This window comes from Sporofaciens sp. St.21A7, assembly GCF_059728535.1.
Genome location: NZ_BAAGFN010000001.1, coordinates 3,592,449 through 3,616,194 on the forward strand (window position 1 = coordinate 3,592,449; position 23,746 = coordinate 3,616,194).

General features: G+C 41.7%; 22 protein-coding genes and 2 pseudogenes. 5 read left to right on the forward strand and 19 right to left on the reverse strand.

Translation table 11 applies throughout. The features are described 5' to 3' along the window. Positions 1-79: 79 nt before the first annotated feature. The 4 genes from AC6I3O_RS17865 to AC6I3O_RS17880 all read right to left on the reverse strand — a co-directional run bounded on the left by AC6I3O_RS17865 (position 80) and on the right by AC6I3O_RS17880 (position 2,861). Complete coding sequence (locus tag AC6I3O_RS17865) at positions 80-289, reverse strand: hypothetical protein (protein ID WP_497852016.1); 210 nt, start codon at positions 287-289, stop codon at positions 80-82. Positions 290-336: 47 nt separating this feature from the next. Further along, positions 337-621 carry a hypothetical protein gene (locus AC6I3O_RS17870; protein ID WP_497852017.1) on the reverse strand — a complete coding sequence of 95 codons (285 nt, stop codon included), beginning with the start codon at positions 619-621 and terminating at the stop codon, positions 337-339. A gap of 50 nt (positions 622-671) precedes the next feature. After that, positions 672-1,298, reverse strand: a complete 627-nt coding sequence (locus tag AC6I3O_RS17875; RefSeq protein ID WP_497852018.1) for an IS3 family transposase — start codon at positions 1,296-1,298, stop codon at positions 672-674. An 84-nt stretch (positions 1,299-1,382) separates the two neighbouring features. Continuing rightward, positions 1,383-2,861, reverse strand: coding sequence for an IS1634 family transposase (locus tag AC6I3O_RS17880; RefSeq protein ID WP_497852019.1), 1,479 nt, complete (start codon positions 2,859-2,861; stop codon positions 1,383-1,385). Between the two features lie 234 nt (positions 2,862-3,095). On the opposite strand from AC6I3O_RS17880, the gene AC6I3O_RS17885 reads away from it, so the two are divergent. The 4 genes from AC6I3O_RS17885 to AC6I3O_RS17900 all read left to right on the forward strand — a co-directional run bounded on the left by AC6I3O_RS17885 (position 3,096) and on the right by AC6I3O_RS17900 (position 6,190). Beyond that, entirely contained in the window at positions 3,096-3,689 is a 594-nt protein-coding gene (locus tag AC6I3O_RS17885) for a DUF6431 domain-containing protein (protein WP_497851637.1), read from the forward strand. A 90-nt stretch (positions 3,690-3,779) separates the two neighbouring features. Continuing rightward, positions 3,780-5,048, forward strand: a complete 1,269-nt coding sequence (locus AC6I3O_RS17890; protein ID WP_497850015.1) for a DDE-type integrase/transposase/recombinase — start codon at positions 3,780-3,782, stop codon at positions 5,046-5,048. Next, positions 5,048-5,854, forward strand: a complete 807-nt coding sequence (locus tag AC6I3O_RS17895; protein WP_497850223.1) for an ExeA family protein — start codon at positions 5,048-5,050, stop codon at positions 5,852-5,854. Before AC6I3O_RS17890 ends, AC6I3O_RS17895 begins: the two co-directional genes overlap by 1 nt. Positions 5,855-5,866: 12 nt before the next feature. Continuing rightward, on the forward strand, positions 5,867-6,190 hold the full coding sequence (locus AC6I3O_RS17900) for a DUF6618 family protein (RefSeq protein WP_302134599.1): 324 nt from the start codon (positions 5,867-5,869) through the stop codon (positions 6,188-6,190). A gap of 563 nt (positions 6,191-6,753) precedes the next feature. Here the strand turns inward: AC6I3O_RS17900 and AC6I3O_RS17905 are convergent. The 11 genes and pseudogenes from AC6I3O_RS17905 to AC6I3O_RS17955 all read right to left on the reverse strand — a co-directional run bounded on the left by AC6I3O_RS17905 (position 6,754) and on the right by AC6I3O_RS17955 (position 15,827). Next, on the reverse strand, positions 6,754-7,884 hold the full coding sequence (locus AC6I3O_RS17905; RefSeq protein WP_497849426.1) for a transposase: 1,131 nt from the start codon (positions 7,882-7,884) through the stop codon (positions 6,754-6,756). A gap of 649 nt (positions 7,885-8,533) precedes the next feature. Then, on the reverse strand, positions 8,534-8,812 hold the full coding sequence (locus tag AC6I3O_RS17910; protein WP_497849288.1) for a transposase: 279 nt from the start codon (positions 8,810-8,812) through the stop codon (positions 8,534-8,536). A 335-nt stretch (positions 8,813-9,147) separates the two neighbouring features. Then, complete coding sequence (locus tag AC6I3O_RS17915; protein WP_497852020.1) at positions 9,148-10,083, reverse strand: ParB/RepB/Spo0J family partition protein; 936 nt, start codon at positions 10,081-10,083, stop codon at positions 9,148-9,150. Continuing rightward, positions 10,037-10,474, reverse strand: a pseudogene (locus AC6I3O_RS17920) (ParA family protein); the annotation flags it as partial. The gene AC6I3O_RS17915 and the pseudogene AC6I3O_RS17920, both read right to left, overlap by 47 nt. A 104-nt stretch (positions 10,475-10,578) precedes the next feature. Next, complete coding sequence (locus AC6I3O_RS17925) at positions 10,579-11,586, reverse strand: site-specific integrase (RefSeq protein WP_162208673.1); 1,008 nt, start codon at positions 11,584-11,586, stop codon at positions 10,579-10,581. Then, positions 11,579-12,565: a tyrosine-type recombinase/integrase gene (locus AC6I3O_RS17930; RefSeq protein ID WP_162208674.1), complete on the reverse strand. Its 987-nt coding sequence runs from the start codon at positions 12,563-12,565 to the stop codon at positions 11,579-11,581. The genes AC6I3O_RS17925 and AC6I3O_RS17930 overlap by 8 nt, the downstream gene beginning before the upstream one ends. Next, positions 12,558-13,784, reverse strand: coding sequence for a site-specific integrase (locus tag AC6I3O_RS17935; protein ID WP_289227658.1), 1,227 nt, complete (start codon positions 13,782-13,784; stop codon positions 12,558-12,560). The genes AC6I3O_RS17930 and AC6I3O_RS17935 overlap by 8 nt, the downstream gene beginning before the upstream one ends. 155 nt (positions 13,785-13,939) lie before the next feature. Continuing rightward, positions 13,940-14,341: pseudogene (locus tag AC6I3O_RS17940) on the reverse strand (ParA family protein); the annotation flags it as partial. Between the two features lie 131 nt (positions 14,342-14,472). Continuing rightward, positions 14,473-14,808, reverse strand: a complete 336-nt coding sequence (locus AC6I3O_RS17945) for a hypothetical protein (protein WP_497852021.1) — start codon at positions 14,806-14,808, stop codon at positions 14,473-14,475. Then, a complete protein-coding gene (locus AC6I3O_RS17950; protein ID WP_497852022.1) occupies positions 14,798-14,995 on the reverse strand; it encodes a hypothetical protein in 198 nt (65 codons plus the stop codon). Before AC6I3O_RS17950 ends, AC6I3O_RS17945 begins: the two co-directional genes overlap by 11 nt. Before the next feature lie 373 nt (positions 14,996-15,368). Further along, positions 15,369-15,827 carry a hypothetical protein gene (locus AC6I3O_RS17955; RefSeq protein ID WP_497852023.1) on the reverse strand — a complete coding sequence of 153 codons (459 nt, stop codon included), beginning with the start codon at positions 15,825-15,827 and terminating at the stop codon, positions 15,369-15,371. Positions 15,828-16,064: 237 nt separating this feature from the next. On the opposite strand from AC6I3O_RS17955, the gene AC6I3O_RS17960 reads away from it, so the two are divergent. Beyond that, entirely contained in the window at positions 16,065-17,372 is a 1,308-nt protein-coding gene (locus tag AC6I3O_RS17960) for an IS4 family transposase (RefSeq protein WP_497850542.1), read from the forward strand. A gap of 183 nt (positions 17,373-17,555) precedes the next feature. Here AC6I3O_RS17960 and AC6I3O_RS17965 read toward each other — a convergent pair whose 3' ends face one another. The 4 genes from AC6I3O_RS17965 to rlmD are packed head-to-tail and all read right to left on the reverse strand — an operon-like array spanning position 17,556 to position 23,599. Continuing rightward, positions 17,556-19,535 (reverse strand): AAA family ATPase, encoded by a 1,980-nt coding sequence (locus AC6I3O_RS17965; RefSeq protein ID WP_497852024.1) that lies wholly within the window; start codon positions 19,533-19,535, stop codon positions 17,556-17,558. Further along, positions 19,535-20,332 carry an ABC-three component system middle component 1 gene (locus tag AC6I3O_RS17970; protein ID WP_497852025.1) on the reverse strand — a complete coding sequence of 266 codons (798 nt, stop codon included), beginning with the start codon at positions 20,330-20,332 and terminating at the stop codon, positions 19,535-19,537. Before AC6I3O_RS17970 ends, AC6I3O_RS17965 begins: the two co-directional genes overlap by 1 nt. Then, positions 20,325-22,010, reverse strand: a complete 1,686-nt coding sequence (locus AC6I3O_RS17975) for an ABC-three component system protein (RefSeq protein WP_497852026.1) — start codon at positions 22,008-22,010, stop codon at positions 20,325-20,327. The genes AC6I3O_RS17970 and AC6I3O_RS17975 overlap by 8 nt, the downstream gene beginning before the upstream one ends. Beyond that, positions 21,950-23,599 carry a 23S rRNA (uracil(1939)-C(5))-methyltransferase RlmD gene (gene rlmD / locus AC6I3O_RS17980; RefSeq protein WP_497852027.1) on the reverse strand — a complete coding sequence of 550 codons (1,650 nt, stop codon included), beginning with the start codon at positions 23,597-23,599 and terminating at the stop codon, positions 21,950-21,952. Before rlmD ends, AC6I3O_RS17975 begins: the two co-directional genes overlap by 61 nt. Positions 23,600-23,746 lie beyond the last annotated feature (147 nt).

Here is a 23,746-nt window from a genome sequence, read left to right on the forward strand (position 1 = left end):
TCACACTAACAGATGCTCTCATCCTTAATACACCTTATCAAAATATCCAATGAATATGGTCATCCGCAATAGCCCGTCCTTAATCGAAAAAGTCACATTCTCCAAGCAGGTATCCGTAATCCTCTTTTTCCTTTGGAACCACACGCCTTGGGATTTTATCCATTTCTTCTTTGTATGCCTGGAAGAATCCGATATCCTTCAATGTGTCTAAAAAGTCCTGTCCTTTCGCCTTATCACTTCTCTCCCGGAATTCCTCTCCGTAATCTTTCTCGTATACTACATTTTCCATGCTTCGCACCCTTTCCTGTAGAACAATTTATCACTACGGGTAGGATGTTATGATGTCTTGTTCTTTTCCTTCTCTGCATCTTTGATTCTGTAATAATCTTCCATATCCAGACTCAATTTTATATAAGTATCAGGTTTTAATTTTCGGTTGCTCAAGAGACACACAGTTTCAACATGTTCACCATTGTCCAAACCAATGCTTAAATCATTTTCAATAATCGGTAGCTTAAACCGAATTGATTTAAGCCACTGACCATTGGGTTTGCGTTCCTCATAAATCTGTATTTCAGCAATCAACGCTTCGATAAGTTGTCGTCGTTCCACATCGTTCATAGCGAAATACTGGATCTATGTCAATACTTTAGACAAAAAAAGTTGAAAGGTTATGCTGCTGTTTTAAGTTCTTCATCCTCCTTTTGTTGTGGTGTCATATAACCAATAGCACTGTGTATTCTTTTACGGTTATACCAGCCCTCTATGTATTCAAAGATTGCTCTGCGGGCTTCCGTTGAATCCTGATAGTCATGGAGATAGATTTCTTCCTTTTTCAGCACGGAATGGAATGACTCAATACAGGCATTGTCATATGGATTCCCCTTACGGCTGAAAGAATGCAGGATTCCCCTGCTGGCCAAGTAGTTTTCAAATTCCCGACCCGTGTACTGACTCCCAAGGTCGCTGTGCAGGATAATCCCCTCTGTATCCGCGACATTCAGGCACGCATTCTTTACTGCCTGGACTGCCAGTTCCGCCGTCATAGATGTTCCATAGGCATACCCGATGATCTTGCGGCTGCATAGGTCCATAACAGACGCCAGATAAGTCCATCCTTCTTTCTGCACATGGATGTAAGTAATGTCCGTACACCATTTTTGGTTAATGGTCTCCGTTTCAAAATCACGCTGCAAAATATTTACCTTATCATCTGGGACGCTGCCATGATTGGCACGGTGGTTGTACTTCTTTACTACAACAGAGCGCAGCCCCTGCTCTGCCATATGCCTCTGCACCCGCTTGACGCTGCAGGATGTACCGTTATCATTCAGTATGCGGCATATTTTGACCCTAAAATCCCGTTCAAATTATACACATGTTTAAGGTGTCAGCCCATATAACTCATATATGTCTTTTTGAAATGGCGTAAGTTCCGTTGTGTATTTTTTTCGTGTTCCATTTATACTGACACTACGGACAGTTTTCATTTCACTTATTACTTTTTGAAGATCATGATTTTTATACCATCCGGCTTCATTCATCACCTGCTTTAGACGAGTTGTGATCAGAAGTGCAATAAACTGTATGAAGATTCTGCCTTCCATAGCTGCCGCTGAATGGATACGCAAACGTTTCATATCAAGATCATTTTTGAGATCATCGAAACATTTCTCAACAGCATCCTTGCTCCGGTACACCTCAAGAGCTTTTGTCGTATCCTTAATGTGATTACTTACAAGCACGAACCAGCCGATATGGTTCCTTTTATGCTTGCTAATGGCTTCCTCATTGTAATCCACCCTGATGCCTCTTATAGGAGTTTTATGGATCAAGAAGAACTTATCATAATAAGAGGCATGCTCCTTTACATGCCTGCCGGCCATAAGTTCTTCATAACAGCAGTGCAGGGTATGGTCAAAATTCCGTTCGTCTGACGCCGCCTTGAAAATATCGTGGTAGATGTGGATATAGAACCGATGCCCTTTCCAATTGGAAGATTCCGTGACCGCATACAGTCCATCCCCAAAGACTGTACAGTAATTATGATGGGAACGGATGCTGTCTCTGTGGTGTTCCACTGCCTTGCAGGCAAAACCGACAGTAAAAGGTACTCCAATCAGGAACTTTTTATGGCTGGCATACATTGCGTCAAGGTTCGGTTCACTATAAAAGCCTTTGTCCATGACAAAATGGCATGTTGGGCTCTCCAGAACGGATATATTAGCTATGCTGTCTTCCAGAGCGTTCACATCTTTAATGCTGCCGGGAATGATCCTGTAATACAGCGGCATATGGGAAGTGACACCAGTGAGCATAAGGAGGTTGATCTGTGGCAGTTTTTCCCCGTCACGGTTGTATCCCCAGCGGACAAAGTCGATCAGTTCGCTATAGGAAGATACACTGGTGATATCCATTGCATAGACATCCTTCTGGCTGTTTACATCAATCCACCTGCTGAAAAAGTCCTGTTGCAGTGTGGGCGTAATCCTTACAAGGAGTTCGCTCACCCGCTGGCTTGCAAGCAGGGAACGGCACGGTGATGGATACATCCGCTGCCACTGGTCAACGTGGCGCAATGCCCCGCCTTCGCTGACAAGGTAATACGCACATGTCAGTATGCATCTCCAGTCATCCGGAAAGACTGTACTGAGCGGTTCCATCAGCCCTATGTCTGAAACAGCTTTATCCAAAAGGGACTGTATGCCGGTATTTTTCACAACACAGCGGCCAGCAGGTTCTTCCGTTTGAGCCCTTTTACGGGCAGCATCGCCTTTCCTGCGGTTGGGAACCACTTCACCTGTTACTGGATCCAGATGCCCAATTGTAGCCCAGCAAACTAAAGTTCCTATCTCCCGCACAAAAACGTCAAATTATAATCTCAGTTTTTAAACACTGTCTATAAAAGTGTGCTGCAGGAGGCGGCACGTTTTCCTCTTGACCATCCCATGTCATTCCGATATAGTTTTTATGGAACGAAAAAAAGAGAAAGAACAGCCCCTTCCGCAGTTCGTTCTTTCTCTCACATACCAGTGTGCCTGCCATATACGGGATCGTATCCCACTCGTGAGGCTCCGGCAACACCGACATATACTATGATAAGAGAAAACTCCCTGTTTTGCAAGCTGGTTCGTATAAAAAGTTCATCAAAGATCCTGTTCGATTCCTTTATGGCCGGATTCCGTTCGGAACTACAGACCTGTCCCTGCTGTGGGGTAAAGGGATCCTGCCACATCCATGCCTACTATGACCGCTCCCTGGTGGACTTCATTGGCGGCACCCAGGTCCGCCACAGCCTCTGCATCATGCGCCTCATCTGTACCTGTGGCCATACCCATGCCATCCTCCCGGACTTCATCATTCCCTACTCCGGCTATGGCCTGTTCTTCCTTCTACGTGTCCTGGCGGAGTATTTCCTGCGCCTTTCCACTGTGGAAAGGCTATGCGAACGCTTCTGCATCACCCTTTCCCAGCTGCGCCGGTGGCTGCAGCTCTTTCGGGTGCAGAAGGAAGATTGGCTCGGCGTGCTTTCCTCCATGGAGGTTTCCGGCCTTTCCTTCCTGAAGTCCCTGTTCACGCAGCCGGCTTATTCGGATTTCGCCTCCGCCTTTGTCCGCCGTTTTACAAAGTCTTTCCTCCAGTCCCATAAAAACCCGGCACTTTACTGCCAGCAGGTGTTCGGCCCCTGACCCTTTTTCCGTCGGCCACACGCCACGGGTATGGCTTCCCTCCCTTCTCTCCTGCATAATGGTGGAAAACCACCTAAGGAGGACATTTTTATGGACAACAATCCCAAAAACCTTTCGGACGCAGCCGCCATGGCACAGTTCCGCCTCGCTCTCATAGCGCCGGTCATCCATGGCCTTTATCCGGATGCGTCCAGGAACGCTTACTACCAGCGTATCACCGAAAAACCGCTCACCCTGCCTGACGGCTCGGTATTCCAGTACAGCCCAAAGACCCTCAGCAAATGGGTGTCCCTCTACCAGAACGGCGGCATCGACGCCCTCTTGCCGCAGGAGCGTTCCGATAAGGGCTCCACCCGGGTTCTCCCAGACACGGCCATTGAGGAGATCTACCGCCTCAAGGAGGCCTTCCCACGGCTGAACTCTACACAGATCCACCGGCACCTCGTTGAAGAAGCCTTCATCCCTGCCACAGTCAGCGTCTGCGCCGTCCAGCGCTTCGTCAAGAAACATGACCTGAAATCGGCACGCAACCCCGGCATGCGGGACAGGAAGGCATTTGAAGAAGACGCCTTTGGGAAGATGTGGCAGGCCGATACCTGTTACCTGCCTTATATCACGGAGCACGGCCAGCGCAGGAGAGTCTACTGCATCATGATTATTGATGACCATTCCCGTTTTCTGGTGGGCGGCGGCCTCTTCTATAACGATAATGCCTATAACTTCCAGAAGGTGTTGAAGGACGCTGTGGCAGCCCATGGAATCCCGGCAAAGCTCTATGTCGATAATGGCTGCAGTTACTCGAATGAGCAGCTTTCCCTCATCTGCGGCTCCATCGGCACCGTACTTTTACACACAAAAATTCGTGATGGTGCTTCCAAAGCCAAAATAGAACGCCAGTTCAGAACGCTCAAGGAGACTTGGCTCTATACGCTGGATCTGGATTCCATCACCACGCTGGCACAGTTCAACAGGCTGCTTAAGGACTATATGCGCACCTACAATACATCTGTCCATTCCGGCATCGGCACAACGCCCATGGACCGCTACCAGCAGACACGCTCCTCCATCCGGAACCCTAAGTCCAGGGAGTGGCTGGAGGAATGTTTCCTGAACCGCATCACCAGGAAGGTGAACAAGGACTCTACCGTCTCCATCGACAAGGTGTCCTATGACGTTCCCATGCAGTTCATTTCTTCAAAAGTGGATATCCGCTTCCTGCCAGACGACATGTCCAGTGCCTTCATCCTTTATGAGGGGGAACATTATCCCATCCGGCCTACGGATAAAAACGAGAACTGCAGGACGAAACGCAATAACACGCCGTCCATCGATTATTCAAGGATCGGGGGTGAGAGCTGATGTTCCGTTCCTACTATGGGCTTTCCTTCAATCCCTTTGACAAACAGAACGCAAGAGAAAAGGACCGGTTCCTCTCAAAGGACATCTCGGAAATGACGTCCCGGCTGGACTACCTCAAGGACACAAGGGGAATCGGGCTGTTCACCGCACGCCCCGGCATGGGCAAGTCCTTCGCACTGCGCTGCTTCGCAAAGTGCCTCAACCCCAACCTCTACCATATGGAGTACATCTGCCTCTCCACGGTCAGCGTCATGGAGTTCTACCGCCAGCTCTGCTCTGTCCTGGGGGTAGAGCCAAGGGGCGGCAAGCCTGGGATGTTCCGCGCCGTACAGGAGCAGATACTCTACCTCTACAAGGACAAGAAGCAGCCCCTCCTCCTGGCAGTCGATGAGGCACAATACCTCTCCACCGGCATCCTGGAGGATATCAAGATGCTCATGAACTACGGGTATGACTCCCTGAACTGCTTCACGCTCATCCTCTGTGGGGAGCCCCACCTGAACAGCACCCTGAAAAAGCCCGTCCATGAGGCCCTGCGCCAGCGCATCACCGTACACTACAACTTTTCCGGTCTCTCAGACTCGGAAGTGGCGCAGTATATCCTCCACAAGATCGCCTGTGCCGGAGGCGCAGCCTCCATCATCGACCAGGCAGCGCTTTCTGCCGTCCACAGTCACTCCCAGGGGAGCCCCCGCCTGGTGGACAACCTGATGACCGACGCGCTGACTCTGGGGGCACAGATGGACAAGAAAGTGATCGATACGGATGTCATCCTGGCTTCTGTCAGCAGCCAGAATCTCGGATAGGAGGAATGGAACATGAATTATACCTGTATCCTGAAAAGCGGTTCCCGCAAGGAGACCTGGACGGGGCAGATCATCCTGCTGAGCACGGGGAACGGATGGTATGAAGCTGAGATCAATGGGCGGGGGACTTACTTCCACATCCTCGCCGGACGGCATAAATATGGGAACTACCTGTGCATCCCTAACCATGATGTAGGGTGCGAGCTCTCCGATTTCTCCGATATCTTTTGGAATGAAGAAAGGATCGGCTCCCTGATGCGGAAGGTGGATGCGGTGACTGTCGCCACCGGCCTGGTTCATCTTCCTGTTCTGGCCGACAGGCAGGGGAAAAACTAAATTTTTCATATGGGCCATGTGTCTCATGAGGGATCCATGGCCTTTTGCATTTCAGGCGCAAAACAATACCGACAACAACGTGCAGCATTTTTGACAGGATTGTGCATTTGCAGACAGCACTGCGCAGTCAATAGGATAAATGTCGGAAAAATAATTCGCTGTTTGCGTCTCCCTCAATTTGCCGTCCGACACCCAATGCTCTTGCGGATGTGTTTGACTTTTTTAGTTTCCTTATCATAAATTGAAGTGTTGCTGTAAACATAGGTTTTACCATTTGGATTTTTGACGTAAACAAGTGATGACATGCCGTTGCTCCTTTAAATATGTGTATAATATTTCTACTTATATTATAAAACTTATACACATATTTGTAAAGAGGGAGCGCCTAAAAACCCAGCTTTGACGCTTAAATTTATGTTTACTTTCTTAGAGCACATTGGATTCCATTTTCTCACATCCATTTATCGTAACATCCGATTTGAGCCATAAAATCCCTACGCCCTGTTTCCGTACGTTTTTTCTTTATCGTCTATCCTTCCATCACCACCTCTCCCTAATGCTTTCTATATAAACCGTATCTGTATCTTCTGATTTATCTCTTCCTTATATTTCTCTAGCAGCAGTTCCTTCATGGATTCCATCATCCGCTTATGCTTTTGCTCCAAACTTTGCTTTACTTTCTTCCATATCCGCTCCCATGCCTCCAGGAACTGTCCGATCATATGTCCAATCTGAATCAGGTAATAATGGTTTTTCAACGCCTGGTAATTCCTGCTGTACAGATGCTCCAGATAGTATCCATGCTTCTTCTGTGCATTGAATCCCTCATTTTCAATCCTCCAGCGCATCCTTCCCCTCTCCGTCAGATCAGCCACATTTTTTCGGGTGACAGGCAGATCCGTCAGAAACCAGAATTCTTTTTGAATGATTTCTGCTCTTCCTTTTTTCTTCCCCTTTTTACTGAGTTGTTCTTGATATTCCCCGTATTCTGCCAGATTCACCTTATACCCTTTATAATCTATCTCTGTTACGTAATCATGCCATTCCTTCCCCGTCTCTCTTTTGCGTTCCTGATAATTCTTTTCTATTCCCTTCAATTTCCGGTATTCCGTTCCGATTGTTGGGATACTCCCTTCCTTATAACGCAGAATATATTTCCAATTTTTTCTCTTGCATCTCTTAAAAAAACCTTCACAGGCATACAGGCTGTCACCGCACAGGCAGATTGGCAACCTTGGAAATGCCTTTTTCAGCTTCTCCATCAAACGCCAGCACGCTTTCCTTTCACAATCCTGCTTCTCTATCTCCTTCCCATCTTCATTGTCTACGAATTCTGTTTGGATACTGATGAGGATTTTCGGGTGTAATACCAGTTTCGCCTCCAACACATAATAATAATTCTCCTGGTACTCCTTTCCCGTCCCTTTGTTATGAATCCGGTGCAGACTCTTCCCGTCCAATTCCCCACGGCTACTGCAAAGCTGCGTCCCGTCTATGATTACCTGCCAGTATTTTCCCCTGATACGCATATCTTCAAATACCCGGCTGCGCAACCATCTGCGGCATAGACAATTGATCACATCCTGCAGATTTTTCGGCTCCAGTTTTTCCAGATACCGGTTGATGGTTTCCCAATAAGGCAATTCATCCACTACAGCTTCTTCTTTGCACAAGCTCCAGACATTTTTTATCATGATCTCCGAATTGAATTCTTCACTTGTTTTCCGCATACTACTGATGTAAAATAGAGAAGAAAGAATACGGGTCATAAGAAGTATCACACCCGGATAGGTAATATAACTCTGATTCCGGGGATCTGGTAATTGTTTTAACAATGACAAAAGATCTGGAAAATGGTGTCGGATCAGCTTGGCTAATTCGCAGGCAAGATGAAACTGTTCCAGGTGTTCCCTAGCTTCTTTTCTTGTGATTTTTATTCTCGCTTCATGGTAAAACCTCCTCTCTTTTATGGGTACTGCGAAAAAATAGTTTGTCGTTAATTCTATTATCTCGTATTTCCCCGTAAAATGGGAGGTTTTTTTACGAAAATTTTTTAAGCGTCAAAGCTGCCTAAAAACCCCGTATTTTCAATGGATTCATACTATCATACAGTCAATCTGTGTATAATTTTTTCGGGAGATTAGGTTTGACAGCTCCATATCTCTGTTTTGAGTCCTCATATGCCTGTTTCACTTTCCGGCCGAATTCTTCATACTCTTTTTGCTTATTTGAACACACGGACCAGAGCCTTGTAATAGGTGCCCCTTGGGAATTTCAAGGCGCTGCAAAGCTGGGACACAGAGTAATCAGCCAGGTTGTTCTGGATAAAAGCCACAATTTCGGCTATTGTTCTTTTGCGAATATGGCGGTCGCTTTTTTTAATATTTCATTCTCGATCTTAAGGCGCTGGTTCTCTTTCTGGAGAGCCTTATACTCCCTGAGGGTAACCGTTTCCTCCCCCGATACTTTGATTGGGGAAAGCTGCTTTACCCACCCGCTGATAGTACTCCGATTTACGCCATATTCACGCTCCAGTTTTGGATACGAGGTTCCTCCGGCATTGTACAGATCCACGATCTGCTGTTTAAATTCCAGAGTGTAAGATTTTTGGTTTTTCGCCATGCCCTTCATCTCCTTTGCTCTTTCACTTGATAGTATAGATTGTTCAACTTTTCCTGTCCACTCTTATATACTAACACCAGATAATGCCGTGACCGCAGCCAACGCAAACGCCGCAGCCCTTTGAAATAATTTACGAATCTTCATTCATTACCTCCTGTTCGTTCTCATGTTGATAGTTGACTTTCTGGCAGAAAAAAAGCCGCCCATCTGGACAGCCTTTAATTGTTCTTTTCTCGGATAGTTACTGGCAGTATCTAGGGGGAGAGGTGTGGAGAGGGGGAAGTTTAAAAAAATTTGCTATCCCCCAAAGGGCGGACTTCTCCCCAAGTGTGCGGTTATCTTTCCTGCCCCCGCTGCCTTTGCAGATGGCGGTTGTAGAACTCCAACGCCTTTACGACAAAATCCGTTTCCTGCCCTCTGGGGATGGATTTCGGTATGAGCTTGGTTATCCGCTCGTCCTTAAAGGCGGGTTTCTCTTTCTGGTTCGGTTTTTCCTCCTGCATGATGCTTTGGATAACCCCGTCCGTTAGCTTTCCCTCCTGCATGAACTTTTTCATCTTGATAGCCTGTGCAAGAGAGGGCGTGGCATCATTGTAGCCCATCGCTTCTAAAAGCGTGTATTGCTGTTCCTCGGAAAGATAGGAAATTTCCACCGCAGGGCGGAAAGCAATCTGGTGTTCATCTACCATTTGCAGGATTTCGGGTACAAGCTCGGTCAGACGGATAAAGCGGCGTACTTGCTCGTGACTATCATCAGTTTTTGCCGCTATCTTTTCTCGGCTCGTCAACTTCTGCACCACTGGTGCAGAAGTTAAATCTGTACGCTCACCCTGACGTTTCATAGCTTCAAGCCGCATCTTATACGCAAAGGCTTTCTCACTCGGCAAGATAGTAGTCCTTTGGAGATTACTTTCAACCATGACAATAATCGCTTCGTCACGGGTCAGCTCCTTAACCTCGCATTTGAGCGTTTCAAGCCCTGCAAGCTCACAAGCCTTTTTCCTCCTGTGACCGCTGATAAGCTCATACCGCCCGTCCTCTTTCTGGCGGACTGTGGCAGGGGTCATCACGCCGCTCCGCCTTACGCTGTCCACAAGCTGCTCCATGTCCTCATCCATTAAAACCTTGAACGGGTGGTCTGGGAACTCGTCAATCTCCGCAATCGGGATTTCCCTTATTTTGCTTAAATTTGCTTCTGCACGGCTCTCGTCCGTTTCAAAGAGGTCATCGTATGCGGTCAGCTCGATTTTGCTTCCTCTGCTTCTCGCCAAGCTCTGCCACCTCCTTTCCGAACTGCTCGTAAGCGGCGGCTACCTTGCCGCCTTTGTCGTAGGCAAAAATGCTCTTTCCCTCTGCGGTGGCTTCCACGGCACGGATGGAGTGGGGTATCTGTGTGTCAAACACTTTAATCCTCTGCCCGTAGGCACTTTTCACCGTTGCCGTGATTTCCTTAGAGATGTTCGTGCGTGGCATTACCATCGTCATAAGGATGCCGTCAATCCGCAGGTGCGGGTTGATTTGCCGTTTGACCTTAGACACGGAGCGAAGCAACAGCTCTAAGCCTTTGGCGGAAAGATAATGGGGCTGTGTCGGGATAACCACGCTGTCAGCAGCCGCAAGCGCATTGATTGTCAGCATACCCAAGCTCGGCATACAGTCTAATGCGGAGTAAATTATTATGCGGAGTAAACCGCTGAATTCATTCATTTCGCTGTGATTGTGTCGTATTATACTCTGCATAATAATTCTCCATTCTGTTGATCTCTTTAAATCATTTCCTTTAACCAATCAAGGAGTTCTTCTCTCTTTTTATCTTTGTATCGGCTTTCTGGAATGATTTTTTCGCTTGCCTTTTCAAGAGCTTCTCTTTTTGCGGCAGAATCAGCTTTCGCATATATTTCTGTTGTTTTGACTGATTCGTGCCCCAAGAAATCGCGGATATAAATCAGATTTACATTTGCCTGCACCAAATGCATCGCTTTACTGTGGCGAAAAATATGAGGTGTCACATTTAAGATGGCTATTTCAGGGTGACTAACCTGAGCCTTTGCCACATATTTCGATATCACATATTCGACTCCGGATCTCGTCAGTTTCTGTTTCATTTTATTCACAAACAGGTACTGATCCGGCACTGTGATGCCATAGTTACTTGTATACTTTTCTATCAGCGCTCCCGTATCCGGCATCAATGGCACGATTCTTGCCTTGTTTCCTTTTCCTGTAAGCGTAACAGTTGCAGGTTTTGTAAAGCGGATGTCTTTCAGTTTTAAATCTACAAGTTCCTGGACTCTTGCCCCGGAATCATATAAAAGTGAAAGCATGGTAAGATCTCTTTGGCCATTTTTTCTTTTACTGTCAGGCTGTTCAAAAATGATTTTCAATTCATCGACAGTTAGATATTCAACTTCTCTTTTGGCGCATTTCTTAAAGTCTATTCCGAGTATTTCCTGACATTTGGACATGTACCGGGGATCTTCTACCGCGATATATCTCATCAATGCATGAATGACTGTAAGTCTATGATTCCTTGTACTAACAGCACAGCCTTTGTTTTCTTCCAGCCATAACAAATAGACTTCAACCATTTTTCTTGAAATCTGATCCATTGTTAACTTCTCTGGTTTAATCTTTAATTCATCACGACAGTACCGCAAAAATACAATAAAGGCATCTCTGTATGACCTGATAGTGTTGGGGCTTGCTCCTATCTGCAGAGGAAGGTATCTCGTGAGATAGTCAGTAAGATAATCCGATAAATATTTTTTACTCATCTGCATCCCCTCCCTTGATCATGTCATTGTATAATGGTGTGAGTGCATCAATTATCCGATCATAGGAGTCTGCTGTTAAGCGGAGGTATTTCTCTGTGCAGTTGATATTTCTATGCCCCATGTATTCCTCAAGATATGGTATGGAAACATACATATCAATTCCTTGGGCAGCCATTCCCTCAAGTGCATGAACTGCAAATGTGTGCCTTAAGTCGTGCAGACGGGGAAGCTTTCCGCTTGCCGTACATGGAATACCGGCTTCTTCAAGCAGCTTCTTATACTTCTGAAGTATAGAGTTCGGCCGGTAAGCCTTACCCCATCGGTTTCTGAATAGAAGACCGGTATCATTTTCCGAGTATCTGACCGCGTTCATATAGTTCCTTAAGCATGCGAACAGGGACTCCGACATAGGCACTAAGCGTGTGTTATTGTATTTTGACTGTCTTACCGTAATCACTTTATCTGTAAAATCTATATCAGATATCTTCAGGGATAAGGCCTCAGATATTCTCAAACCGCAGCAATAGAGCAGTCTGAGGAGGAAAGGGTAAACATTGTACATATTAGGCGAACGATAAGCATACGGAAGGCTGTCTGCCGCCTTTAACAGACTGCAAATCTGTTCCCTTGTGAAAATATATGGAACAAATGAACACCTTTCATGCTGATGTTCCGGAAGAACATATGTAGGAACACCAATGCTGTTCAGATATGTTGCAAGCTGCCTTATCAGTGCTTCTCTACGCATTTGAGTCATAGGCTGTTCACCTTCTCTCTTAGCAGCAAATCCAAGAACCAATTCTTTTGTCAGATTTATAGTGTCATCTGCGGCATGCTCATTCAGATATCGGTTCAATTCCCTGATTGCACGGACGATTCTTCCCTCGTATTTATATCCAAGGCTTCGTCTGTATTCTATAAAGGCGATACACGTATCTCCATATAAACCATCGAATCCAGCCATCTCTTTTTCACTCATACCTCGGCACCTCCAATGCGACTTTTCTTAGTCCTTCTAAATCGATTTTGATATATATCCCTGTCGTATCTGTATATTTATGCCCTAATACATTTGAGATCACAGGAATAGGGACCTCACTTCTAAGCATGTTGCTTGCTAAAGAAGAACGCATGGAATGCATCCCATGCTTCTGGTCCTCTTTAAAAGTAATTTCTGCACGCTTAAAATATTTTTGCAGCATTTCATGGAAATTTCTGTGTTCAAAGGGTTTCACAGGCGCCCGGTTGCTGACCAATACTTCTCTATAATCACATTCGGGACGTGCGTTTTTTATATAATCGATAAGAGCCATAAGCAATTCATCACTAATGGGTAATGAAACATATTCACCGGTTTTAGACTGTACAAAACCAATAGTTTTCCTTTTCCAATCAATGTCATCCAGAGTAAGCCGGCATATATCGATACACCTCATTCCAAGGGTTGCTGCCAAGAGGAGAATCAGGTAATCTCTTTTCCCATACAACGTTTCGGTATCGATGCTTTGAAGCAGTTTTGTTATACATTCCGGCGTGAAATACGAAGGATATGAATTCTTGGTGTGAATTGAAATAACCGGAAACATCTGAGCTAAATCCTTACTGCACAGTTCCTTTTGGCTCATATAAGCGAGAAGGCTCCTAAGCAAATACTGATAAGCCTCTTTTGTCGTTATAGAGTAGTAGGATCTGCTTGCCAAAAATCCATATGCATGCTCGGACCGTATGTCGCTGGTATTTTTTATCCCGATGCTTTCGAAATACTTAAATACTTTTCTCGCAGAAAATTCCTTGCCCTTTAAGGTTGTATCCTTAAGTCCTCTTTCTGTTTCATGTGCAATGTAGCCATCTAAAACACCCTCAAAATATTCAAGTCTCATGTCTTTTGAAAGTCGTTTTTTCTGGCGGATTTCACCGTACAATTGAAATTCGTACAACATCCATATGTGACGCTGGAGATAATTCTCAGCCATTGTCAGATTTTCAAAATCAACCCACTTATGCTTGTGATGTTCTAACAGAAACTGCTTTCCAAGATCAAGTGAAAAATAATCAATCTCCTTCTTTCTGCAGTACTTGATAAAGACTTTATAATAAGCCAAGTATCTTTCCCGGGTACTTTCTTTGTAGCCAATGAGCTTAAGGTGATCCATCAGCCCATTTACTAATTCTTCAATAGTTACCTCGTGTTGCTCCATATAGGAACCCCCTTTCTGTGATTTGTAAGAGGTATTCTATATGGAATATTATGCTGAGTAAACAGAAAGAAAATCATAGGTTTTATTAATGATTGCAGATAGTTACTCTGCATAATATTTAACTCCGCATTAGACTGTTTATGTGGTTATCCACATAAACAGTCCACGAGAACCGTGTCGTAATTCTTTTTCACCTCATTGATGCAGGCTTTCAGTACGCTTTCACGGCTTATGGCGTTAATCAGCCTTACTTCCAGTCCAGACAGTTCAATGTTGGACGGAAGCAGGTCAACGCCCTCATCATGGTGCAGGATAGCTTTCTGGACATTGGCAGGATTATCGTCTATCACATCCTGCATGATGCTTGAAAGCGTATCCGACAAATCATCTGGTCTGCTGTAACCAAGCGACATCGTTAAATTTGCCTGTGCATCTGCATCAATCAGAAGCACTTTTTTACCCTGCTGTGCCAGACTGACGCCCAGATTGACCGCCGTGGTGGTCTTGCCGACACCGCCTTTCTGGTTTGTCAGAGCGATTACTTTGCAATTTGACATAGGTGCGTCCTCCTTTCGCATAAATTTAGCCACTTTGTCAAGGTGGCTATGTAAAGGATTTATGACAATAAAAAAGCCGACTGGCTGTTTTTAAACTACACCAATCGGCTATGTAAAAGTCTATTCTTTTTTTATCTACTCTTATATGATAAGGCTTCTCTTATTCTCTCTGTATCCCATTTTTCTGGAAACAATACCGCCATAATATGAAACGCATCCATCAGCCCTGCAATATACGCATGAGTGCCATATTCAAAATCCTGCTTATCCCTGCAATCTAAAAGGTGTTGGCAAACTGCCCTCTGCTTCTTGGTCAAATCAAGCTGATTAAATGCATCCTCTGCACTTCCCTCATTATTACTGTCCTTTTGATAACTCGCATCCGCTTGTAACAGTTTCAATACAGATTCGTCTTTCAGTTTCTCTACCGCTATCTTCACCAGTTCTTTAAATTCTTTATCGCACATCACTTCCCCCTGCCAGTTCTACCCTTAACTTTTTTACAGGTGCATGGATAACCTTAATAATAAGTTCATCAACACAATCTGTATATCTGCCCTGCTGTATGAGTTGATTTTTCAGCTCTACAAGGCTATGTAACAGGAGTTTTCTTTCTTCACTATCCACATATAAATGATTTTTCTTTTCTCTCATAATCAACACCAACCTTTTTTGATTTCATTATAAAGAGAAATAGCAATCCAATCAAAGGTGCGATTCAGACAATAAAATAAGCGTACCACTATTTCTAATGATACGCTTATCATAATTCATCCTCTAATCAAGGTCGATATAAACGGTTACATTCGTTTCTCTCCATTGATTTTTCCTTACATACTGTCCGTTAGCCTTTCGGTAAGCTGCCGCCTGCTCGAAAGATAGCGGTAATTCAAAGGAAAGAGAACTCCTACCTACTTTGTATAGCCGCCTGTGCTGCTGTCAATCCCATAATGTGATTATCCCTGCAACTCATGCTAAACAAACCTTATATTCTGAATCTTGTTAATTTATCTATTTTTGTTTCAAATTAATACATATTATCTTTCACATTAAATGACTGACCTTTTAGGTTATATTTTAAGAATTTGTATAATATATAATTTTCCTTATCGGTTTCATGTGTAGACAAAATAATCTGCTTAGTTGGAAAATCGTTCCTTAGTACTTCTATGAAAGATGCTATATTAATATCATCCATCGTTTGTACTGGATCATCAATTAAAATAAAACCAATATCATCATTTTCTTCTGAAATATATCGTTTATTCATTGCAAATAAAAATGATAACACAAATCCAGACAATTGTCCTGAACTAAAAGTGTTAAGTATATCGTGCTTTGCATCACCATTCGAAACAAATCTCATTTCATCTTTATTAATAAAAACACCTAGTCCATTTTGATAATCTTGTAATATTTTCCCCGTGTATATCAAAAGAGGAACCCGCAATTTCTTTAACACTAAATTTTTATATTCATTTATCAATGTTAACAACCTAACTAAAGCAACCACAATATATAGTGTTTGATATTTTAAAATTTATATCATCTTATCATCGGCACAGGATTTTCCTGTGCTTTTTTGTATCGTTTTTCTAAAGAGTGAGCTCAAAATATTGCACAAAAATTTCCTGATATTTTCATTAGATTTACTATTGACAAAATAACCAAAATTTGCGGCGCAGCCCCTGATTATAGTACATTTTTGAAAGGAGCTGCATTTATGAAACTCATTCAGATTCTCGCCGATATTATCTGCAACACTTTGCTTGACCCAAATGCCCTGGACAGGGCGCGCAGGCAAAAAGGCGCTTATACCCGTAACTGCGGAAAACTTCCTTACTGGACTTTGGTTAAACTTTTACTCGGCAATGTTAAAAAGACAATCTCTGCCTCCTTGGATAGTTTTTTTCATGAACTTAAACTGAAATCGGGAGCACCCTCTGTCAGCTGCTCACAGCAGGCTTTCAGCAAAGCGCGTTCTAAAATTAGCCATTCCATTTTCAAAGAAGCTTTTGAGCGCATGCTGGATTTCCTCTGCAGCCAGGATTCCCTTCCTTTCCACGCGCGGTTTCTGGGGGTATGGGGACGGCAGATCATAGCCATTGACGGCTCTAAGATCCCGCTTCCCAACCGGAAAGCTCTCCTTGATCAATATGGCAGCATCGGGAGAGGTGCTAGCTCTCCCACTGCCATTGCCAGTGTTGCTTTTGACGTTCTCAATGACCGCGTCCTTGATGCCCAGTTCGAACCAATCCATGTGGATGAGCGTACACTTGCCATGAGACATATGGACAATATCAAAAACAAAGCACGGGCAAGCTTATTATACACCATGTTTGTCTTCGACAGGGGATATGCTTCCAAAGAATTGATCGCTTATATCGAAGACACGATCCATGCAGGGTATCTTTTCCGGCTCAGGTCTAAATTTAACAATGCGATTGATGCGCTTCCCGCACCGGCAGACCAGTATGGGATCACCGACCACATTCTCGTTTTGGATGACAGGAAAGTCCGCGTCCTAAAGTTCTATCTTCCAGGCGAGACACTGGAAACACTGATCACAAATGATTTTGGCCTGGATCAAGGTCTGTTCCGCCAGTGCTACTTTCTTAGATGGCCAGTGGAAGAAGATTATAAGCTGATTAAGGAAAAAATAGGGCTTACGGACTTTCGCGGTTATTCCGAAAATTCGATCCTTCAGGAATTCTGGATCTCCATTCTGCTTGCGAACCTCACCCTTGCTATTAAGAAGGAAACGGACGGGATCATCGACCGTACCATTAACCAGAAAAACAATAAGCACAGGTACATGACAAATATAAATGAGCTCGTCGGCTGCCTGAGCCGTCGGCTTCCAGAATATATGGATTCTGAGACACCTGCCGAAAAATTTACCATAATCCGGGACATCTTTTGTTTTGCCGTATCACATCGGGTACGGGATAAAAAAGGATGCAAAGAGTCAAATCCACGTGATATTCCCAGAAAGGTAAAGCATCATTACAATAACAAGGCAACACACTAACTATCATTTCTGAAAGGTGGTGATGTCCCGCGGTTCTATGCTCCATGGCGTCAGAGAAATATTTTTAAAATTTGCTTCTAGCACCAAGGGGGAAGTCTGCCCTTTTTTATCTCACCCAATATACTTTTTGTTATATTTCTGTCAATTTAATGCTGTATTCTCGCTCTTGATACCATACCACTACTAAGTTGTTAACATTGATTCATTTATAGCCTTATTATATTGAATCTTTAAATCATCAAAATTCTTTCTAATCTTTTCAAGTTTTTTCAACTTAGTAATTAATATCTTAACATCATTTTTCATTAGATTAATTTCTTCATTCTTCATAAGACTATTTTGGTAATTTATAAACATAATTTTATTATCTACAGAAATTTTATCTTTTAAATTCGGTTGCTCAATAGATAATATTAAAGCATTTTCTTTAAATACATCGTCGTAATTAAAAATTTTCAAATTCTCCAAAAAGTTTTTATTTTCATAGGCAGAAAGATTTGTCTCTATAATTCTTTTCAATTCAATAATCTTACTTGCCTCATCAAGTTCTTTCCACGAATTATTTTCTCCTATAAACCCATGAATTTTTATAATCTCATCTATTCTCTTTTCTGACTTTAGAAATCTCGAATATTCACTTGCAGTTGCACGAATACTTTCAATTTCTTCATAATCCTTTTGCCCAAATAATCTACCTATCGAATCAACTATTGGTTTAACGTAGTCGGATAATGTCTTTGATTTAGTTTCTATTTCCATAGAAATATTATCTTGTAAACTTTTCAGCTGAGAACTCAAAGCATTATATGCCGCTTCTAATAATTCAGGGTTGTCATAGGGAGCATTGCAATAAGGACAATGATTTGCAAAAACATTATTTTTTCTTACTAAATGAAGCTTTTCTCTCGCTTGCAGCAATTCATTTTTCTTCTTTTCTTTCTCTCCCAATTGAGAATATAATACTTTTATTTCGCTAACATATCTATCTAAATCATCGACCACTACTATTTCAGGAACCAATCCTTCTTTTTGTAATAAAACTATATCTTCCTTTTTATATTTTGATATATCTAATTTACTACGAAAGAAAGTACTATATTTAAAGACATCCAACAATCGGTTTAATCTTATAACTTCTTCTTCAATTTGCTTAAAATCAAATATATTATTTTTGATAAACATACTATATTTAGTATAATTTAAAAGTGCTTCATCATTATTTATAAGGCTCTCGATTTCTTTATTTTTCAAGAATTTCTTATAATCAGACAAATCCTGATATAAATTATAGATGTTATTTATTTCAGCAATATATTCCGATACTTGTTTTTCCGAGACATTTCTTAACTCTAGCTTCTCAATATCCCATTTTTTCATTTCACATTGTTGAGGATAAACAAGTAAGGAATTATAATTTACTTCTTTATATACCTCCACACCATGCTCTAATATATTTTTCAAATCATATATCTTCTTATCTAATTCAGTTTTTACAACTTTTATTTCATCATTAATTATGACCCCTTTTTTTGCCTTTGTAGCTCCAATTAAATTATGTTCTATTTTATTAATCTTCTCTTGTATAACTTCTGTTTGGAGAAGTTTAGTCATGCTATCTTTCCTTGTAGCAATATTATTTTTTAAAAAATGAACTGATTCTGCCTGAGAAATATAATAATAAACATTAAAGTGCTCTTTTATATAATTAATGTTATCAAATGCCGAAATATCAGCCTCCCATTTTATACTTTTCATTAAAAAATCATCAAATTTATTTGTATCAATGGTTCCTTCAACATAAGTAAATTTAATTGCTGTATCAATGGTTAACTTCGTAAGGTTATTGTCTATCTCAGTAATAATAGTTAGCTTTTTTTTCGTTGAATCTATCAATGACAATATCAAGTATCCACATTCATCCGACGTGTTTAATAAAATATTCTTTCCTAAGTTTGTCCTGCCATCTTCAATCTCTGAATTCAAACGTGTTATTCTTTTGGTAAAAATCAATTCAATGGCATCAAAAAATGTTGTTTTCCCAAATCCATTAGGTCCAGATAAAATGGTAGGATTCGCATCCTGCAAAAAATAAAACTCATAAAATTTTTTCTTATCAAAACACTTAAAATTTCTCACTTTTAAGCTCTCAATTTTATAACTCATTATTTTACCCCTTTCATCAATTTTTGGATTTCTTTATCTAAATCCTCCTCACTAATTACAAAATTATTTTCTAAGAGAAGTATATCTTCAATATTATATTCGTTGTTATCCAAAAAACTATGGTATCTGATTAAATCTTTATTCAAATTGCGCTCTATCTGTATTTCTATTGGGTCAGGTGCTAATTCCGTCTTAAATTTGTACTGTAAAAAGGGAATTTTAGAAAACATACGAACCACCAAACCATATGTACTATTTAAATCTTTTCCTTCGACTAATTCAAAATAATTATCCTCATTATCCACAATTTGACATAATGCATCTACTAATGACCTATCGCCATATTGAGATAAAGCTAAATTCAGTTGTTCCGTTTGTTTCTGTGTATAAGGTAAAACATATCTCTTAAAGTAATTAGGAGATTCTTCTATTGAATACACTACGTTTCTATAATTATTTATTTTTTCTATATCTTTAAATAGTAATAAATAAATTGCTGATATATTCTTATCTACCTGACTAGCTTCCTTTATATCATCAAAAGATTCAATTATTCTTTGCTTCAACGAAACACCATTAGAAGTCAATCTTTTAGAATATTCATTTTCTAATTGTTCTAATGCATTTATTACTTTTTCTTCATCGTCTTCAAACCTCCTACAATCTATGGTGTTAACAAGAAAATAATTAGCAATTTTAGCGGATTTGTGCTTATAGAATTCTATTTTTTCATTACCAATACCAGAAATCTTAATATAATTATATGAGTTAAATATTTTATTAATTAAATCATTCATGATTGTTCAACTCCTCCTCCGCTACATCTTTACTTATTATTCTGATAATTTTTGATTTATTGTAATTAATTTTTTGACGTTCAATCGAATCTGACGTTATATCCGCGATTTCATTTAATTCGTCTGAACCCATAACATTAAAATTGATTTGATTGTATCTATAATCTGACTTATTTAATCTGTCAGTAATTAGGACATCACTTTCATAAATAAGAAATTTGTCTTTATGATTTTCATGTAATTCTTTCTTCAATTGGTCTTCAAAATCTTCAATATATTCATTTTCATCTAAAGTCAATCGATAAATTTCCTCATCCCTTTTTGCTAAAATAACATTCGAATCACAATATCTTAAGCATTCTATCCTCTTCAAAAGTGTTAAAAATAAATTATTAATCACACTACCTCTTGGTAAATTATTTTTTGGTGTTCTTAAGAGTAACTTGTATAAAAAATCCTTTTTGTCTCTGTAACTTTTATTATCAATCTCCATCATCTGACGATATAAATTACACTCATTAGTAGTTTTACAAATTCCACATTCACTAAAAATACAATCTGTTCGAGTGCTATTTGGATATTTTTTAAATGTATCCTTTATCAACTGAAGTAGCTCATAATACATATATTCTGTAGTATTGCTTTCAGCTTTATAATTCTTTACTATTAAATCAAATAGTTTTAAAAATGATATTTTACAGGAATTCTTTTTACTTTGTGTATTGTGCTCCCTAATTATCTTTTTTGTGAAAAGAACCAACTCATCATAAACAAATTGATAGTATATCTCATCATAATATATGCTCCCCTCTGGATTAATCTTCTTTAATATTTTTTCAATAATCTTACATGAATTTTCTATAACCTCTGCAGATGTTGTAAATCGCTTATCATATATCTTCCATATATCTGAATCGCATTTTCCCTGCAATTTATCTCTACACAAAGATAACTCTGATACCACTTTCTGAATCACTTTGATAACATTTTGCTTTTCTTTATTACCAGCACAGACAAAATCTAATATTTTATGTATTGAGCCTTTAGGTGCATTGGCAGTAATATTACTGGTTACTATATATTTTCCTTCTGTTTGTTTATATAATACATCGCTCTTTTTTATTTCTTTCCCACATGAAGTTTCCAATTTCTTTATCTCATCACTAAATTCTTTCTTTGTTTTAACCTCTTTATTTAATTCGGTTATAAGCTTTTCAATATGTTTTACAGTTGTATCAACAAAATCAAATGAAATAGAGGCTTGCGGAATAATATGAAAATATGCATCTTCAGTTTCATACTGCAATGCAGATAATATAAAACATGCTTTATCACTATCACATAAATCTATCTTTCCAGCCTTTACCTGATGCAAACTAACATAATTACCACCCTTAATAATTGAAAAATCTTCTTCACCCTCAATTCCTAATTTATATAAATTTATTTCTTCCCTATTTCCCAATTCAATTTCATGCCATATATGTTTCAACACAATAAACAAAGCTATATGCCTTTGATACTCAAACCCTTCCCAAGATGGAATAGCACTAAAAGGTGATATTATCTTTATCATTTTCTCTCCCCTTCCCGTATATCTACAACATCCACCTACCATCAAATCATCCGAAAATATCCCAACGCCTCCCTTATAGCTGCTTCTTTCTCTGGCGGGCATTTCGGCTGTCTGGAATTTTCCGATTTTGGCAGATTATAATTTACCCTCTCAATAATTCCACATTTCTCTTTTACCTGTGCGATATATAAACTGCTGACTTTCAATCCACTATGCTCCAACACATAATCCTTAATTTCCTCATAGGTGGCTTTACTCTCCGCAGCCGTTAAATCAAGCTCGTCCATCTGAAGCTCCACCTCGATATGTTGGTCTGAATGAAGTTTGGACAATAAACATACCGTCTCCACGTGATAAGTCCCCGGAAAAAGGTCAACCCCCCTAATCCTCTCCACCCGATACCCTCTCCCCTGCAGCATCTCCAAATCCCGCACCAAACTGGTCGGCTTACAGGCAATATACACCATCCTCTCCACCCCGAAATCCGTAATCTTCCTAAGCGCCTTAGGATGCACCCCATCCCTCGGCGGGTCCAGCACGATCAAATCCGGCGTCTCCCCCAATTCATCAATCACCTTCAGCACATCCCCAGCCCAAAACGAACAATTAGAAAGCCCATTCCCTTCGGCGTTCTCCACCGCCGCCCGGACAGCTTCCGGGACAATCTCCACCCCCGTCACCTTCCCGGCGACCGGGGCAAGTACCTGCGCAATAGTCCCCGTCCCGCTGTACAGGTCAAAAATCACCTTATCCTTTGTTTCCTCAATATACTCCCTCACCGTCTCATACAAGACTTCCGCACCAAGAGAATTGGTCTGAAAGAAAGAAAACGGCGTAATCTTAAACCTAAGCCCCAACAACTCCTCATAAAAATAATCCTGTCCATAGAGAACCTCCGTCCCCTCGTCCCGGACCACATCCGCCACACTGTCATTCCTCGTATGCAGAATACCGGCGACCTTTCCCGTAAACGGAAGGGCAAGCAGCCTTCTCACCCACTCTTTTCCGCCAAAATCCTTCTCAAAATCAAACTCCCCGGTCGTCACAAGGTCAATCAGAATCTCCCCCGTTTTCGCCGCCTTGCGCACCAGCAAATGCCGTAAAAATCCTTCATGCCGCATCCTGTGATAATATGGCAGCCCCGTCTCCTTCGCATATTCCAGCGTACACACAAGCGCCTGCCTGCAATCCTCATCCACAATCTGGCATTTTGGCACATTCACAATATCATGGAAACTCCCCCGCTTATGCAGCCCCAATGCCAGCGGTCCGTCCTTATATTCATCTCCAAAGGAAAACTCCATCTTATTGCGGTAGCCCTGCTTTAACGGACTCGGCGCCACGCCCTCCCACACATAATCACCGTCAACCGCTCCATCCATCATCTCTTTTAGCTGAGCCGCCTTCATTTTCAACTGCTCCTCATAGGGAAGATTCTGATAAGTACATCCCCCGCACTGCCCAAAATGCGGGCATGGAGACTTAATCTCCATCTCCGACGGGCAAATCACCTCCAAAATGCGTCCTTCCGCCTTCCCCTTACGTACCTTGTTAATCGAAAACCGCACCTTCTGTCCCGGAACCCCATTCTTCACAGTGACCTCTTTTTCCTCTCCAAGCACGGCAATCTTCCCATGGTTGGGAAATTCCACCCTGTCTATCACACCTTCGTACACCTGACCCTTTTTCATAATCCCTGCTCCTATTCACATCTTTCATAATACTAATCACACTATCACCATTCCACACAGTCCACGTTGCGGCTCCTACTTTACTCTATATCATAAAAGCGTCCGCACTTGCATGGAACACACTTGCGTAGTCTTGTTCTCTATATA

Excerpts from the sequence above, each read along its gene's own strand:
- AC6I3O_RS17900 (WP_302134599.1), top strand. The coding sequence starts at position 5,867 with ATGAATTATACCTGTATCCTGAAAAGCGGTTCCCGCAAGGAGACCTGG.
- AC6I3O_RS17935 (WP_289227658.1), bottom strand. The coding sequence starts at position 13,784 with ATGGAGCAACACGAGGTAACTATTGAAGAATTAGTAAATGGGCTGATG.
- AC6I3O_RS17870 (WP_497852017.1), bottom strand. The coding sequence starts at position 621 with ATGAACGATGTGGAACGACGACAACTTATCGAAGCGTTGATTGCTGAA.
- AC6I3O_RS17965 (WP_497852024.1), bottom strand. The coding sequence starts at position 19,535 with ATGAGTTATAAAATTGAGAGCTTAAAAGTGAGAAATTTTAAGTGTTTT.
- rlmD (WP_497852027.1), bottom strand. The coding sequence starts at position 23,599 with ATGAAAAAGGGTCAGGTGTACGAAGGTGTGATAGACAGGGTGGAATTT.
- AC6I3O_RS17945 (WP_497852021.1), bottom strand. The coding sequence starts at position 14,808 with ATGTGCGATAAAGAATTTAAAGAACTGGTGAAGATAGCGGTAGAGAAA.
- AC6I3O_RS17930 (WP_162208674.1), bottom strand. The coding sequence starts at position 12,565 with ATGAGTGAAAAAGAGATGGCTGGATTCGATGGTTTATATGGAGATACG.
- AC6I3O_RS17905 (WP_497849426.1), bottom strand. The coding sequence starts at position 7,884 with ATGATAAAAAATGTCTGGAGCTTGTGCAAAGAAGAAGCTGTAGTGGAT.
- AC6I3O_RS17885 (WP_497851637.1), top strand. The coding sequence starts at position 3,096 with ATGATAAGAGAAAACTCCCTGTTTTGCAAGCTGGTTCGTATAAAAAGT.
- AC6I3O_RS17890 (WP_497850015.1), top strand. The coding sequence starts at position 3,780 with ATGGACAACAATCCCAAAAACCTTTCGGACGCAGCCGCCATGGCACAG.
- AC6I3O_RS17895 (WP_497850223.1), top strand. The coding sequence starts at position 5,048 with ATGTTCCGTTCCTACTATGGGCTTTCCTTCAATCCCTTTGACAAACAG.
- AC6I3O_RS17950 (WP_497852022.1), bottom strand. The coding sequence starts at position 14,995 with ATGAGAGAAAAGAAAAATCATTTATATGTGGATAGTGAAGAAAGAAAA.
- AC6I3O_RS17960 (WP_497850542.1), top strand. The coding sequence starts at position 16,065 with ATGAAACTCATTCAGATTCTCGCCGATATTATCTGCAACACTTTGCTT.
- AC6I3O_RS17910 (WP_497849288.1), bottom strand. The coding sequence starts at position 8,812 with ATGGCGAAAAACCAAAAATCTTACACTCTGGAATTTAAACAGCAGATC.
- AC6I3O_RS17925 (WP_162208673.1), bottom strand. The coding sequence starts at position 11,586 with ATGAGTAAAAAATATTTATCGGATTATCTTACTGACTATCTCACGAGA.
- AC6I3O_RS17975 (WP_497852026.1), bottom strand. The coding sequence starts at position 22,010 with ATGCCCGCCAGAGAAAGAAGCAGCTATAAGGGAGGCGTTGGGATATTT.
- AC6I3O_RS17970 (WP_497852025.1), bottom strand. The coding sequence starts at position 20,332 with ATGAATGATTTAATTAATAAAATATTTAACTCATATAATTATATTAAG.
- AC6I3O_RS17865 (WP_497852016.1), bottom strand. The coding sequence starts at position 289 with ATGGAAAATGTAGTATACGAGAAAGATTACGGAGAGGAATTCCGGGAG.